General features: G+C 40.9%; 16 protein-coding genes and 1 pseudogene. 3 read left to right on the top strand and 14 right to left on the bottom strand.

Features of this window, described 5'->3' with window-relative positions:
- Positions 1-18: 18 nt before the first annotated feature.
- The 8 genes from ACYVR3_RS13125 to ACYVR3_RS13090 all read right to left on the bottom strand — a co-directional run bounded on the left by ACYVR3_RS13125 (position 19) and on the right by ACYVR3_RS13090 (position 6486).
- The gene (locus tag ACYVR3_RS13125; RefSeq protein ID WP_461244611.1) at positions 19-444 is read right to left on the bottom strand and encodes a hypothetical protein; all 426 of its coding nucleotides are present in this window, start codon (positions 442-444) and stop codon (positions 19-21) included.
- A 738-nt stretch (positions 445-1182) separates the two neighbouring features.
- Positions 1183-1788: a hypothetical protein gene (locus ACYVR3_RS13120; protein ID WP_461244610.1), complete on the bottom strand. Its 606-nt coding sequence runs from the start codon at positions 1786-1788 to the stop codon at positions 1183-1185.
- An 84-nt stretch (positions 1789-1872) separates the two neighbouring features.
- Positions 1873-2478 (bottom strand): hypothetical protein, encoded by a 606-nt coding sequence (locus ACYVR3_RS13115; RefSeq protein WP_461244609.1) that lies wholly within the window; start codon positions 2476-2478, stop codon positions 1873-1875.
- 134 nt (positions 2479-2612) lie between these two features.
- Positions 2613-3752, bottom strand: coding sequence for a tyrosine-type recombinase/integrase (locus ACYVR3_RS13110; RefSeq protein ID WP_461244608.1), 1140 nt, complete (start codon positions 3750-3752; stop codon positions 2613-2615).
- 73 nt (positions 3753-3825) lie between these two features.
- Positions 3826-4122 (bottom strand): hypothetical protein, encoded by a 297-nt coding sequence (locus ACYVR3_RS13105; RefSeq protein ID WP_461244607.1) that lies wholly within the window; start codon positions 4120-4122, stop codon positions 3826-3828.
- Between the two features lie 71 nt (positions 4123-4193).
- Positions 4194-5687, bottom strand: a complete 1494-nt coding sequence (locus ACYVR3_RS13100) for a DNA primase family protein (RefSeq protein ID WP_461244606.1) — start codon at positions 5685-5687, stop codon at positions 4194-4196.
- Positions 5674-6132: a hypothetical protein gene (locus ACYVR3_RS13095; RefSeq protein ID WP_461244605.1), complete on the bottom strand. Its 459-nt coding sequence runs from the start codon at positions 6130-6132 to the stop codon at positions 5674-5676. Before ACYVR3_RS13095 ends, ACYVR3_RS13100 begins: the two co-directional genes overlap by 14 nt.
- Positions 6133-6333: 201 nt before the next feature.
- Positions 6334-6486: a hypothetical protein gene (locus ACYVR3_RS13090; protein ID WP_461244604.1), complete on the bottom strand. Its 153-nt coding sequence runs from the start codon at positions 6484-6486 to the stop codon at positions 6334-6336.
- A 161-nt stretch (positions 6487-6647) separates the two neighbouring features.
- Here ACYVR3_RS13090 and ACYVR3_RS13085 point away from each other — a divergent pair, with 161 nt between their 5' ends.
- The gene (locus tag ACYVR3_RS13085) at positions 6648-8204 is read left to right on the top strand and encodes a hypothetical protein (RefSeq protein ID WP_461244603.1); all 1557 of its coding nucleotides are present in this window, start codon (positions 6648-6650) and stop codon (positions 8202-8204) included.
- A gap of 229 nt (positions 8205-8433) precedes the next feature.
- A pseudogene (locus tag ACYVR3_RS13080) lies at positions 8434-8907 on the top strand (IS30 family transposase); the annotation flags it as partial.
- A gap of 264 nt (positions 8908-9171) precedes the next feature.
- Here the strand turns inward: ACYVR3_RS13080 and ACYVR3_RS13075 are convergent.
- Positions 9172-9633, bottom strand: coding sequence for a GGDEF domain-containing protein (locus ACYVR3_RS13075; RefSeq protein ID WP_461244602.1), 462 nt, complete (start codon positions 9631-9633; stop codon positions 9172-9174).
- 706 nt (positions 9634-10339) lie between these two features.
- Entirely contained in the window at positions 10340-12208 is a 1869-nt protein-coding gene (locus ACYVR3_RS13070) for a diguanylate cyclase (RefSeq protein ID WP_461244601.1), read from the bottom strand.
- 93 nt (positions 12209-12301) lie between these two features.
- Here ACYVR3_RS13070 and ACYVR3_RS13065 point away from each other — a divergent pair, with 93 nt between their 5' ends.
- On the top strand, positions 12302-12796 hold the full coding sequence (locus ACYVR3_RS13065) for a TetR/AcrR family transcriptional regulator (protein ID WP_461244600.1): 495 nt from the start codon (positions 12302-12304) through the stop codon (positions 12794-12796).
- 293 nt (positions 12797-13089) lie between these two features.
- Here ACYVR3_RS13065 and ACYVR3_RS13060 read toward each other — a convergent pair whose 3' ends face one another.
- The 4 genes from ACYVR3_RS13060 to ACYVR3_RS13045 are packed head-to-tail and all read right to left on the bottom strand — an operon-like array spanning position 13090 to position 14284.
- The gene (locus ACYVR3_RS13060; protein WP_461244612.1) at positions 13090-13233 is read right to left on the bottom strand and encodes a hypothetical protein; all 144 of its coding nucleotides are present in this window, start codon (positions 13231-13233) and stop codon (positions 13090-13092) included.
- Between the two features lie 16 nt (positions 13234-13249).
- The gene (locus ACYVR3_RS13055) at positions 13250-13498 is read right to left on the bottom strand and encodes a GlsB/YeaQ/YmgE family stress response membrane protein (protein WP_461244599.1); all 249 of its coding nucleotides are present in this window, start codon (positions 13496-13498) and stop codon (positions 13250-13252) included.
- Positions 13499-13537: 39 nt separating this feature from the next.
- The gene (locus ACYVR3_RS13050; RefSeq protein ID WP_461244598.1) at positions 13538-14080 is read right to left on the bottom strand and encodes an Asp23/Gls24 family envelope stress response protein; all 543 of its coding nucleotides are present in this window, start codon (positions 14078-14080) and stop codon (positions 13538-13540) included.
- Between the two features lie 18 nt (positions 14081-14098).
- Positions 14099-14284, bottom strand: a complete 186-nt coding sequence (locus tag ACYVR3_RS13045; protein WP_461244597.1) for a DUF2273 domain-containing protein — start codon at positions 14282-14284, stop codon at positions 14099-14101.

Here is a 14284-nt window from a genome sequence, read left to right as displayed (position 1 = left end):
AAGCAAGATCAAAAGCCGTCAGTTTTTGAAAAACATGAAAACTGACGACTTTTTTGGAAGGTATGAATAATTCAGGATCATACTTTGCGCTTTAATTTTTGAATCCAATTTACCGCTTTTCAAGTCTCGATACCTACTGTTAGCATCCTTCAACAGCCAGTACACTCTAGGAAAACGACTTAAAATTTCAAGTACATCATCATGTACTTGATTGTCTGAAACTATACTAAAAACCATCGCGATGTTTGATTCAAGCAACTCCGCAATTCCTTCATCGACTGATTCAAAGTTTACATTCAAATCGTGTTCAATAACTGCCTGCCAAACAGTTGGTGATTTTATTTTAGTAACTTCTTCATTTTCATGTTTCATCATCCAATCTAATTGAAAGGATGAATCTAACGACTCTGATTCACCGTTAGTAGTAGAAATATTATCACCCATAATTTTCCCTCCGTAACTGTTTTCTTAACGTACAGTGTATCAAATTGGTACGACTTTATTTTCTCTAGCTAATTATCAATATGATTTTTGATTGTCTAGTAACTCTAAAAGGCCTAAACATGTTATAATTGAAACACAAAAAGAAGCCCTAGTGCAAATAGGACTTCCATGCAGAGCCGTTAAAGACGGTGGCAGTTAGAACTTAAAAAACCATTCCGAACTGGCCAAAGTTAGCGGAACGGTTTTTATTTTAGCCTTTTTTTAAACTTCCGCCATGCATCAATCAGCTTAATACCAGCATAGATCAACGCAGTAAGCGCCAATACTAATGCTGTCAACTTGCCAACCAACACAATCAAAAAGCTCAATAGGCCTAAAATGGCTGGTCCTCTCTCTAGAATAGAATCCTCACTACAAGCAGAAACACTCATAGGCATCAACTCACTTCAATTGGATTTGCCAACCGTCACTAACCCTCTACTTCACCCAGTATACCGGAAGCACACGTCTAATTGAATGAAAATTACGTGCTCTCACCGTTTTTTTAACCTCGAAACTAGCTCTTATAGCGTTCCGTCAACTATCATAGCATAACCGTTATTCAACGCTGTTTAACACTAGTAACGACTAACAACCACCTTAGAATGCGACGACGTTAGCCGTTTGTTAATCAGCCCAGAGCACAATAATGCCCCACACGATCTATTGACCGTGCGGGGCATTTTTTAGTTCATTCGCTTATTCGTTGATCCAGTCCACCAGCTCGCCATCTGCATCGAACACACTATATCCTTTAGGGTTGGCTACTAGCATCGGCTTACTATTGCCTACATCACCTAACATCATAACGCCACCAGCTTCAAAATGAGTTCCAAATGTTGAAAAATCACCGTCTCTAGTCACTGGCATATTATGATTAACATATTTTTTCATTAATTGATTGACGCCCACACCAATAAAAATCATTGTTTCACCGGTAAAAGCATCAACATCCAAAGTCTCACCTACTTGCTCACTAATACAGTTAACCTGTTCCATAAATGATTCAGCCAAGTTTTGTAAATACTGCCAATTATCACCAGAAAATACTGGTTTAGAGCCGGTTGATTCCGGATCATTCGTATACTTAACATAAATGTTGGCTGGACTAATTGATAATGCTGAGGGTGTCACTTCAAGTTCGTTCATAAACCACTGCATTAGTTCCAGTTCACTAGCATCAGTATCCCGTTGAAAAGTTGCATCGAAAGTAATCGGTGCGCTACTTTCCCCCTCACCAGAATCCAGTTTCATTCTGAAAGTTAATAATTCAACCAACATAGTATTCATAGTCATAGCATCCATTACAATTACCACCTTATCTTAGAATATTTTTTAGTTATTAATTTGAAAAATTGTAGTCATTCAACGGCATCATTGGGATGAAACTTAATCAACCCAATCAACCACCTCACCTGCAGCATCACATACCACATGACCAGCAATATTTTCAATCACCATTGAACGACCATTCACCAAAGCCAACATTGCCCCATAATACTTAAAATAAACACCAAAAGCTGCAAAACTGCCATTTTGAACTACAGGTAATGTTTTAGACGCCATCCATTCCAAGCGGTCTTGAACATAGTCGTCGTCCTGAAAAGTTGACGTTTTATCCAGCCGTTGACCAAAATCAAAGTCAACTTTTAATATGTTACCGATTCGCCGTCCCATCACTTCAATGTATTTCAGAACATCGCTTAGCCATTCTTTTAGATAACGCGTATCTTCATAATCAAAGGTCATTCGAATGCCCGTAAATAGCCAGTCTCCGGTAATATCTAACGTTACACTCTGCTCATCACTTAGTAGAAACGCTGGAATAACACCGCCATCTAAAACGGTACTAATCAGCTCCTTGTCAGTTAAAGTTGCTGGTCGGTCAAACACTATCCGAACTCCCGGAAAAGTCTGTTCCGCAAAATCAGGATCTACTTGAAACTTTCGAAAATGCTGCTGGAGTTTCTTAACGTAGTCATCAAACGAATTCATATTGATTAACCTTCTTTCAAATTGACTTAGTCACTTAAAGCGTCATCCACTTTCGCGAGCTCCAGCTGCTTACGGCAGCTTTCACTTGCTACACTTGGGTGGCTTGGGTCACTTGGGTGGCTACTTTTAAAAAGTTATGCCAAGTCCTCAATGACATTGAGTGCCGCCTGATGTTGGCGGGACTGATCATCCTTCACGATTCCTGCATAATACAGGCTAGTAATCGTCGTGCTGGAATGACCTAATAAGCGACTCGTGTACACCATTGAAACCTTGCCACTCCCAATCAACTGTGATGCCAAGTAATGCCGCATCGTGTGCGTACTATAATGATGTTTAAACTCCAATTGAGCTTGAATCATCTGATAGGCACGATTAACGTTACTGGCTTGGATAATGCGACCCTTTAAATTGAGAAACAAAAACTGTTGGGGGTTGGCAATCCCGACCTGCTTAAGGGCAGCGTCGTGCATTGCCATCCACTGTTGCAGTTTGACCACCAAATCATGACCGATTGGAATCTCTCTGATACCATTAACGGTTTTAGGTGCTTTAATTTGTTTTATGTGACTATCGTAACTGTGTTTCACATTGATAACCCCGTGCGTTAGGTCGAGGTCAGGCGCCGTTAGCGCCAAGGCCTCACCAACGCGTAATGCCGTTTTAGAGATAACCAATAACACAAAGTCATATAGGTGGGCCATCTCCACCGGCTGTTCATTCAAGAAAGTTTCAATTTGATGATACTCGGCCTTAGTCATGATTCGTTCTTCCTTCGACTTAGTCGGTATCGCCTTGGGCAACACTAAGTTACTAGCCGGATTTTTGACCAAAGTACCACTATCTACGGCTTCCCGTAAGGCCATCCTAATGTGAGTCAGGTCTTTGCGTAGCGTTTCATGAGCATTCTGTTCGGCCATCAGGTTAAAGTAATTCTGCAAAATTGTCCGCGATAGCTCATTGACTTTTACCGTTGGCAAGTAGGCCTTAAGATGCTGGTACGTAGCAATGTACGTATCTTTAGTAGCTGGTGCAAGGTTACGTTCCTTAAACAACCGATACCACAAAAAGTACCAGTCACTAAACAACAGCTCGCCATTTTGAAACGTTGTTCCTTGGCCTTTAGCCAGTTCCAGCTCTGCTAGCCAAGTGGTTGCTTCTCGCTTGGTCGTGAACGTTTTGCTGATGCGCCGTCTGAGTTTACCGGATCCCGTGGTGAATTCAGACTTATATTTTTTACGGGCTTTCCCGTTCACTTCAACAATTCTGCCCAATGAATAACACCCCCTTATAAATGTGTGTAGTGGGTCTGTCCCCCAAGGACGACCCAGCTAGCACTTCTCTTAATCAATAGCGATACCACTGTTTTGATCGATCAGTGACGTACTCCAGCAACAGCTTCTTTGGCAATCGGACTTGATGTCCAGTACCTGCTGTGATTCTTGGACACGCCGGATCTAGTAATAGGGCTTCAACAAAACCTCGGTCCACATGTAGCAACCGTGCCGCGGCTGCAATCGACAATAATTCATCCGGTGTACCTTGTTTACCATTGAAGTATGCCTTCACCGATTGCAAGTACACCTTAGCGGCTTCAACCAACTTTGGATTAGTTTGCTTAATCAGTTCGTTGTAAGCATCCATTCAATCGACCTCCTAATCAGTTTTAAATTTACCTACCCAACCCACCCGCCGTACCCAAACGGCCATGTTACTTAGTCGATCAATGTCACGTCGCTAATCGTATACAATGCATTCGACTTTTGGTCATGATACTGAACGCCAAGCGTCCCAAACACCAACGCTCTAAATTCCTTCCAGAATCGACCGGGGCTATCAAAGCCGCCGGTTGGTCGTTGTTCGTCCACTGCCCACTGTTTGAAGGCTTCAAGAATAACCTTCTTATCAGTTCGTGCACCAACCGCCGCTCGCAGTCGATCATGGATGAAGTCAGCTACCACCGGCCTAGTAGTTGCTAAATACTGTTTCTTAGCTTCTTTCATGGCTGGTGATTCCACAAATTCGTAACCATTTTTACGTAATTCGCGTAAGCCATTCACACCCTTCCACGCAATTCCCGGTAGCTCGCCACGTAAGTTATCAATAAGATGCTTGTCTTGCGTGTCTTTATCGAACTGGTGCGGAAACTTTAGCAATAACAGTCGTCGTTCAAAGCCAAAGGTAGCTTCAGGTTCCGGCAAGATGTTAAAAGCAAAGGACATCTTAACTGGCAGCACCACACTCTGGCCGTCTTTATATTTCACATCAACGTGCACTGGCGACCCACCCGAAATAGCCTTCACAATTGCGACGTTGAATTTGCCATCACTGGACTCATCCGTGAGCAATGCCACCTTGCCCAATAAATCCGAAGTCGCGAAGCCTACACCTAATTGCTGAAGACTTAACGCACTGGCATTTTCAACTCCTACGATTTCACGCATGACCTGCGTTAACGTGGACTTACCCGATGAACCCGACGATTGCATAAACAGAACTGATTCGCCTTTCGTCGATGTGTCAAATAAGTACCCCAGCCACTCTGTAACAAACGCAACATCTTGTGAGTTATCAAACGTCGTTGCCATGAAGCCATCCCAATAAGGCGTTGGCATGTCCATGGGTGTGATTGGCGACTTAATCGTCGAAAGAAATTTAGGGTCAGGTTCAGCAAACTGAAGATTATCCAACCTCAACACGCTACTGTTGAAAGTGAAGACCTGCTTATTTAGCGCACCACGATCTACGACCGGTGCGCGCCGCATTAGCAGCTGCAGCACCCCTTCTTCGAGTCCGTGCGACCAGACGTCACCGGCTAGATAATTGAACAAGTTAGCCATAATTCGTTCAAGTCGTTGGCGACCATCAACGTAAATGCCTTGTTGCCAGTCAAACAGGAGTAACTCGTCTGTTCCTCGAATCGTCAGGATCGTCATGTACTTCAGAAAGAATGAGACTGCGTCCTCCTTATCCACGCTGACACTGTCACTTCGATAGACGATTCCGACCATTTCACGCAGCTGCTCTTGGACTTGTTCAAGCAGTTGGTCATCCCTGACGCCGGTTGGGACTGGCCTTAGCCTGTTCAGCGCGATGATGCCGATCCTACCTTGTATGTGCTCGATGGCATCGTAAGACTTGGTCTCGATGTCGTCCCTACGTGTCGGTTTTTGCACGTAAGGATCGAGTTCTGGTTTAAGCTTGATCATCGGTCACATCCTCCACATCAGCCTCAGCTTTATCAGCCACTTGATCATCTGGTTCGTCGGACTCATCAGCCACAAGGAGTTCAATATCTCTAAGGTTGAGATAGGTGTGATTGTAGCTGGGTTGCTCTTGGTAAGTGAATTGGAACCAATTGTCAACCATGTTTTTCAAATCAAATGGTGCGCCCGCACTTTTTAACCTTAGTGCGTTTAAAATTGCGCCGTTAAAAATATTACGTTCAAATTTTTGGGTAAGATTAACACTCAATCTACCGGTGTTCCCATCCTCGTCAACACCATCGATGCTTACCTGATTGTTGAAGATTTCTACATTTTTAACCTGAATCGTATAACGCACGAACGGTTCGCCAGTTAGTTGAACAAACGTGCTGTTATTGTCAAATTGATTTTGAAATCCGTGCGTGTTGTTACCATTGAAGTTTTTCATAATTAAAGTACCCCTTTTTTTAATTGATTGTTAGTGACGACAGCTTGGGTCCCGCTTAAAGCGGGTGGTGCGTGTTTCCGTTTCATTATTAACGACCCCTTTCAGTTGTTTACCCAATCATGTTTCGGGTGAGTCGGGTACTACGGACACCTTCTAAGAAAAGTGAATCCTCGAGCAACACACCTTTCAGAATATGTGTTGCTACACGTTGTCATCAAAAATCAATGTAACGTTTAGCGATTCAACATCCGTAGCCCGCATTTCATCCAAGATAGCGTTAACAACTTTGTGTTCATCACGCAGGAGCTGTTGAAGACTTGACGAACGACTTATTTTTTCGGTGTGGGAATCCACAGGTATTTCCTCCTTCGTGAATTATTTTGGAACAACTCAAGATTACTTAAATTTGCGCAAAAATAGACTAGGCTATAAGAAATAAAAATTCTTATAGCCTAGTCTATTATTCTTATGAAATTGTATAATTTACCTAAAATTAATCACGGAGGCTTACTATTATGAGCAATCACACATCATTAACTACCTTTAGACTTGGGCTAGACGCGGATTCACTTACTACTGCATTATACAAGCAGTTGGACAGCAATGACACTCAACTGCTTACACCAATCTATCGACGCTATCTCTTCACTGATACCAACGCCGAACAATTGCCTACTGATAAAAATAAAGGTACCAAAAAATTCAGTCTTTTTTTAAACAACTTCAATAACGACGATAACAACCGTTACTTCAATTTCGAAGTCCTGCCACTACTCAATTTATTAACACAAACTACAACCCACACCGACATTTTTAACAGTACTAACGGTGCGGTGAAGTCGTCAGCAAACTTTACAGCTTATAACGCCCTTTATAGCAAACTCGCAGCCAATATCGAAAAAAACGACTACTATGGTAAAAACCGTTTATTAGTATCTGACGCTTTCCGTCAAGTAACAGAACTTACCAATGGGGCCGGCACGCTAAAAAGTGAATTTCCTGCTCTACTTAAAGTAATTGACAGTAGAGGTGACAACCGTGGCCGCGTTTTACTGTTAGTGGCCTACTTAATTAATTCACTAGGAACAACCCTGTTGCAAAGTAATTCAGACTACCTTAATGGTCTCATTGATGACATCACTGCAAGTAAAGCACCCGAACCAAGTAAGTCATCTATAAGCACACTATCTCTAGATCAAGTTGTGGCTAATCAAGTCATTACCGAAACTGTTTCGGGCTCACTAACGCCAACCGGGTTCTCTACTAGTCTGCAACAAACTAACCACTATGCCGCAAAGGACACTAAAGAATATGGCGCACAATCTCTGGACCTCAATTCTCCATCATTCAAGGTAGTTGCAAATATTGAAAACATCATCAATACCCGCGACGCGAATTACAACATTTACAGTCAATTGACTTCGTCAACGAACTCTAAAGCTATCGAACACGTTATCACAAACATTTTTAGTTCAGCAAGATTAGCCGCACAAAAGGAGCGCTTAGCAACCAAAGTCAACCATTCGCATTCAATCATCGCAGATACTCCTAAGTTAGCACTTAGCGATTTTGTCCAAGAGCATCCTCATGCTATGACTAATTTGATCGCCGAAAACTTAGCCAACAATAATCGTAAATCCAAGGACAAACCTTCTTATACCCATTTAAAGGAACTTTTAATTGCCTTAGATTCCTACCTATATGCTCACTTATTTGTGCACTTCTCGCAGCTTAAAGCCTACTATAATTCACTAACGGCAATCTCGAAAAAAACTGATATGGCCTCAACTATACGACAAGTCAAGGAAATCGTTGGCTTACCAACTGGGCACACCCGTACCGAACAAATAATGCTAATACGTCAGCAAGAACTAGACCGTTTAGAAACATCAAATAAAATACTTGAAAAACTGCAAACACACAATAATGACAAACTAGATGAATTAAACAACTTAACGCCCGAAGAATGGTTTAAAAAGTATGCTGCTCATACTGATCAACTTAGTATTCAAAACAATTCTCAATCTGTATCAGCAGTCGACGATTTATTCGATTCTACTTTACACATTTAACGTACATCACGCTCACTCATCCGATATCATCTTGCAATATAATAACTCGTTAATTTCAAAAATTTAACAATCATCCTCCTTAGCTCTAACCAACGTGACTAAAATACATTAAGGTTCGTTCTGGTGAAACTAGTCGTCTAGTTATAGCGCACTTGCAAGGTTTATGCCCGCATGAATGAGAATAGGGACTCCCATTCATAAGCGCCCGGATTAAACTAATGCTCACCCAGTGCTTGGTGATTGGGAAGGTGACCTGGTCAAAGATAAGCGAATCGCCAGTGAACCTGCCGTGATGACTTTAACTGAACGTTTGAGTCGCTTTGAAATCATCGTTAAGATTCCAGACTATCATGCTGAAACTTGTCGTGACGCCCTTCAAGCAATCATCAATGAATACGGGACTGAGCAGTTTCATTCCATCACCTTTGACAATGGTAGTGAATTCTCCTTAATGAACCAAGTTGACGGAACGCAGATCTACTTCGCCCATCCTTATTCGCCTTGGGAACGTGGTAGTAATGAGAACCAAAACGGCTTGATCCGTGAGTTTATGCCCAAAGGTAAATCTATGAAGGACTTTACAGATGCTTATATCGCTGAAGTTCAGGACGCTTTGAACAATCGGCTTAGAAGATCACTCGGCTATCTAAGTGCTAGTGAAGCTTACCAACTCTTCACACCAATGAAGTTAACCTTACATTAACAACTATAGCTCCATGCGTTTGTTTATTTGACTTAGTGTTGTACTTGATTTGACAATTCGGGGACTTTATACTCATTAACTAATCTCGGTAAAGAATTATTGCCGATACTTACAGCTATTAACGAATTCGGAGAAAAACACCCGCTTAGCTATTAGCCAAAAAAACTATAATTATAAAAACGGTTACCTACCCCATTGATTATTGGACTAGGTAACCGTTTATACATTAATTATCAAACAGAGTATACTACAACTCTTAGTTTACTACCGTATGAGTCTTCCCCGAATAGTCAATGCATCACGCCCACTATTCTTTGAATTATATAAAAAAGAATCTGCTCGTCGATAAATATCTAGATAATTTTTATCATCTTCAGTAACTCGATCCTGTCCTAAAGAAATGGTTACATGAATCGGCTTACTTTCAATCATAATCGACAAACTATTAATTCCTTTTTGTAATCCTTTTGATATTTCAGCAGCGCGATCGAAAGACGTCAAAACGTTAAATAATATAAAGCTAAATTCTTCTCCTCCAGTACTATACACGCATGAGTCATACTCCAATTCCGATGTATACCTCTTCAAAAAAGCTGCAACCTCCCGCAATACCTGATTTCCTGAAATATGTCCGTATGTGTCATTAATTTGTTTGAAGTGATCCAGGTCAAAAGTATATAACGCATACGCTTCCCCATGATCTCGATACCGCTTATAATGCCTCATTCAAATCTTGGTCAAATTTACCAAAATTATTGATTTCAATTAGCGAATCAATTGTCGCCTGTTTTCGTAAATCTGTCGTCGTTTTTGATCTATTGTGTATCCGATGGTTAACTATCCACAAAATCATCTCTAAAATTATATAGCAACCTATTTGCCAACTCCAGCCAACATCTATTCCATCAACAGTGACATAATTGATTAAAAAAACGGTATTGCAAAAGCCAATGCAAACGGATAATACAGAATTCGATGGTTTCCAAGTGGGTCAGCAATACGATGTGCTACGTACATCAAACAAAGGATTGTGAGCACTAGCCACCACTGAGTAAGGTCACAAATCCATATCAACCAGGTACCTACAATCAATATCATTGCCCAGAACGTTCGTCGTGACTGCCTTGACAATAATGTGTATAGTACTGTTATAATTTGAAAATTTAGAAACGTCCACCCATAACCAGCAATATGTTCTGCGTTAGCAATACTCATTACCGCGTCAGTATGAAAGAATATCAAAAATAACCATGCCAATCCAATTGTAAGTATCTCAGAATGACGACGAATAAAATTATTTTTTGAATCACGTTCAATCCATACATAAGTATATATGAAACTTATTAAAATAATCGTATTAGTTAAAAACGTCATCAATTCAAGCCATCTTTCAAGCATTAACTATTCCCCCAAAAAATTCCATCCATTAATTTCACTTTCCCCCTTCACTTAGGCCATTAGCTCGACTTGGTTTTCCAAAATAATACCCTTGTATATACTCAATCCCTAATTCATTGGCCATTCGTAGGTCATCTTCATTTTCAACACCTTCAAGTACAAACTTTAAATCACGTTCCTTAGCAGTTTGTAGCCAAAATTCAATACGTTCGTGTAAAGCTTCATCCGTAATAGATTTACGTAAATTCTGCATTGCAAATTTTACACCATTAATATATGGTAACGAACCTCTAACAGCTTCAAATGAATTATCACTACCAACGTCGTCAATCATAATATCCATTCCGGAAGCACGATATAACGCACTAATTCGACGAGTAGTTTGGGAATCGGTTAAATCCATGATTTCAATTGTCATACTCTCTGGTCCTTCCGAACTTTCTACAAACTGTGTAAGAGCCTTGGCAATATCTAAATCCTGAAATTGAGCGGCCGTAAGATTCAAATTAAAATATTGAACGTCAGTATGCGACATGAAATTTTTAATTAACGTAATCTGCATCCAAACTGGTATTTCAAAAGAGTCTGGTAATATCCACCGTTTTTGAATTGGGTCGTAAGTCCTCAACAATAATTCTTGATACGTTAGAGGCATATCTGGTTCACTGACCGCAAAAATCCCTTGAGCGAATAGTTGATAATCCTCTAAGCGCTTTTCAGAACGATCCGCACCCGATAATAGCTTATTATCAAGAACAAATGCATCTCGTCCATTTCTTTTCCCTTTCGATAAAGCATCATCGGCGCGCTTATAAATATCATTAACACTAATATCTTCACTTCGCAAAGATGTCATACCAACAGAAATAGTTACATCAATACTTCGATCGTCATAGGAAAAATCTCGCTTGCGAATCCCTTGCCAACATGCCTTTACTATTGGAAGAATAGAATCCACCGATTTTTTGGGAAATACAATATTAAATTCTTCCCCTGTTGTTGAAAAAAGTTGATGTTCAACATTTGTACTATCCAAAATCTCTTTAATCGTATCAGTAACAGATATCAGTACAGCATTACCTGCAAGATGTCCAAATCGGTCATTAATTTGTCGAAAATGATCTAAATCAAGTGTCGCAAAGCTAAGCGGTGACCCTGCATCACGCATTGACACAAATAGTTTTTGTAATTCTTGCTGATGGTTAGCATAACTATTATCAGAAACACCTTTCTCATATTCTGCAAGTCTTTCTAAATTATGCTGCCGCTGATCATCACGGTACTGACGCATCCAATACCCGAGAACTAACGTCGTCATTATTGTGAAAAGAAGGACTGCCTCTAAAGCTAAATCTACAGGAACTGACATTCCCATAGAATGCTCAGGTACAGTAAACCAAAAAACACTCGAAAGAACAAACGCTCCGACAGCACCTACCCACCAATTTTTCATTACATATTCGTGAAAGTTTTTGAGCAATATACATGCCCCGATAAAAGCTAAAAGTGTCGCCACTTTATCGGGATGAAAAAAAGTAGGTGCATGATGCATGTACCACACAATTATTAAAGATGCAAATTGGAGAAAAATTTCAAATTTTTTAAAGCCATCGAAGAGTAAGGGTAATACCAAAACAAATAATGACCAGTTATGATAAAGAATTGCCGAGTCATTATGAATGAACAGCATAGCGTCATAATGGATAAAGAGTCCCAACCCAACCGTAAGTAACGTTAATGAACTACGACGCAACCAATAATTACCCTTTGATTTAGATGTCCCATCAAAGACCTCATTCCACGTTCTCTGAAAAAATTGAATAAATCCTATACTAAAAAAGGTCACCGTTGCGATACGTACTAAAAATAGCGGTAAATCTCTATCTAAAAACTGAACAATCATTCAAAAACCTCCAATCTTAAAATTTGAGCAAAAATAGCATAATCTTTCACTAATTTTACTCCATATTTTACTGGTATACAAAGACGGACTTTTTTGAACTTGATCACTCAAAAGTCGTTTTCTGAGATCAGCATTGCCGAACTCGCAAAAGCGGCTCTGGTTGATCGAAGCACATTTTATGCCCATTTTGATAGTTTATTTGATTTGGCCAAAAACATCGTGGATAAGGCCCTTATTCCGTTCGAAAACGCCTTTTCTACTGCGAAGAATGAACATCAAACCAACTTACAATTCGACAGTTACAACTTTTTTTCAACTCAATTAGTCAACGTCGTCATTCAGGATTCACAGCGGCTGCGGCAGATTCGTCAACTTCAACTCGGTCAAAACAGTTTTGATGCCAAATTACGCCAGTTATTTGCCCAAATCTACACCACGGTGCTGCACGTAGATCAAACCGATTTTACCATTTACCTCTTCGTCAGCATGGCAATGGCCAACTTCGAGTTCATTGCTGACCATCAGCGCATCCCTAGCAAACAGGAACTAGCGCAAGGCATCCGTAAAATGGCAACGTTTCTTTCATAGCGTATTTTCAGCTAAAAGGGGCTGAGAAAAAAGTCCATATTGGTAAGTATCGAACTGATTTCTTAACTCACAACTAATTAAAAATTTAATTGAAATTTAAGACTGTTATCTAGCCTAAACGCCAGATAGGCTCCAAGCTCCGCTGGGTCGCACGCCAAAACTCAGGTCCCGGCCATGTAAGCAGATACCCCCGTAGATTCCAAGACCAGGAATCTACGGGGGTATCTGCTTTCTGGAACCTAAACGAGTTTTGGCACGCTCTCTTTAGGCGCCTAACTCGTCAGCACCTAGTTTTACTGATGCAGCTTCCGCTGTAACTTATCACCTAAATCATCGACTTTTCTGGCTGCAAATACTGTGCCACCAATTAAAACGCCGCCAATGATCATGGTACTCGCCACCATAAACTTGACTATCTTTTGTAACGTATCCATCATTCGTCACCTCCATTAGCTAAGCCTTTCGACGACCGAAAATCAACGATACAATCGCCACCAAGATAACCGCACCGATAATTGATGGCACTAGCGCCATCCCTGCTAATTGTGGCCCCCAAGTGCCAAGTAAAGATTGGCCAAGTGCCGAACCCACTAACCCCGCGATAATATTCGCTATCCAGCCCATTGAGGCGCCTTTATTAGTAATCGCACCCGCAATGGCACCGATAATCGCACCAACGATCAACGACCAAATAATACCCATGATATGCCCTCCTTATCCATGATCAATTAACAACCACCATTACTCTACCCGAGCTGCTTTTTCATCTGGTGTCAACTTATCAACACCGGTTGACACCGCATCCTTGGTTTTATCCGCACCCTTGCTAGCAACTTGTTTAGTCTTATCGCCTAAGTCGCTAATCTTATCCTGAAGACTGACCGAATCGCGTTCATGTTCATCCTTCGTTTTAACATCAACTACCGTGACATTAACTTCAATGACTTCTAACCCGGTAAGCTCCCTAACGTGCTTGGCGACAGCGTGTTTAATTTGGTCGTATAGGTCGGGAATCGCCACGCCATATTCCGCTACAATATTTAAGTCGACCGCAACCTGCTTTTTCCCAACTTCTACATCAACGCCAGAAGTCACATCATCCGTATTGACTAACTTATCCGCGACATTTGCAAAAAAGCCACCATCTACATTTAATAAGCCATCAATATCATCTAAACACAGACCAACAATTTTTTGTAACACCTTATCCTCATAGGTGAGGGTCCCTTTAACGTCGACCTGATTTCCCTTTGATTCTGGTTTGTTAAGCGTAGGGGTTGTCATAAAAAAGTCCTCCTTATATCACTTGAAATAATTGTCTAGTAAGCCAGTTCGTGAAATATACAAGCCTGCAGCAACACCAATACCAACTAAAATAAGTAAGATGATCGTCTTAAAAAAACCAATCGTGAACAATAAGATGGCAGTGATGAGGCCGGCTGAACCACCAATCAACGGCCAACGATAGCGGTTTAATAGCTCATTCAT

It is taken from the genome of Secundilactobacillus muriivasis (genome assembly GCF_054785195.1).
Note: the sequence above shows the minus strand (reverse complement) of the source record. Positions and strands in the feature narration are given on the sequence as shown.

Coding starts and splice junctions, on each gene's coding strand:
- ACYVR3_RS13070 (WP_461244601.1), bottom strand. CDS start 12,208: ATGATTGTTCAGTTTTTAGATAGAGATTTACCGCTATTTTTAGTACGT.
- ACYVR3_RS13045 (WP_461244597.1), bottom strand. CDS start 14,284: ATGAATGAGCTATTAAACCGCTATCGTTGGCCGTTGATTGGTGGTTCA.
- ACYVR3_RS13050 (WP_461244598.1), bottom strand. CDS start 14,080: ATGACAACCCCTACGCTTAACAAACCAGAATCAAAGGGAAATCAGGTC.
- ACYVR3_RS13055 (WP_461244599.1), bottom strand. CDS start 13,498: ATGGGTATTATTTGGTCGTTGATCGTTGGTGCGATTATCGGTGCCATT.
- ACYVR3_RS13115 (WP_461244609.1), bottom strand. CDS start 2,478: ATGAATTCGTTTGATGACTACGTTAAGAAACTCCAGCAGCATTTTCGA.
- ACYVR3_RS13095 (WP_461244605.1), bottom strand. CDS start 6,132: ATGAAAAACTTCAATGGTAACAACACGCACGGATTTCAAAATCAATTT.
- ACYVR3_RS13120 (WP_461244610.1), bottom strand. CDS start 1,788: ATGGATGCTATGACTATGAATACTATGTTGGTTGAATTATTAACTTTC.
- ACYVR3_RS13075 (WP_461244602.1), bottom strand. CDS start 9,633: ATGAGGCATTATAAGCGGTATCGAGATCATGGGGAAGCGTATGCGTTA.
- ACYVR3_RS13125 (WP_461244611.1), bottom strand. CDS start 444: ATGGGTGATAATATTTCTACTACTAACGGTGAATCAGAGTCGTTAGAT.
- ACYVR3_RS13105 (WP_461244607.1), bottom strand. CDS start 4,122: ATGGATGCTTACAACGAACTGATTAAGCAAACTAATCCAAAGTTGGTT.
- ACYVR3_RS13085 (WP_461244603.1), top strand. CDS start 6,648: ATGAGCAATCACACATCATTAACTACCTTTAGACTTGGGCTAGACGCG.
- ACYVR3_RS13060 (WP_461244612.1), bottom strand. CDS start 13,233: ATGATGGATACGTTACAAAAGATAGTCAAGTTTATGGTGGCGAGTACC.
- ACYVR3_RS13100 (WP_461244606.1), bottom strand. CDS start 5,687: ATGATCAAGCTTAAACCAGAACTCGATCCTTACGTGCAAAAACCGACA.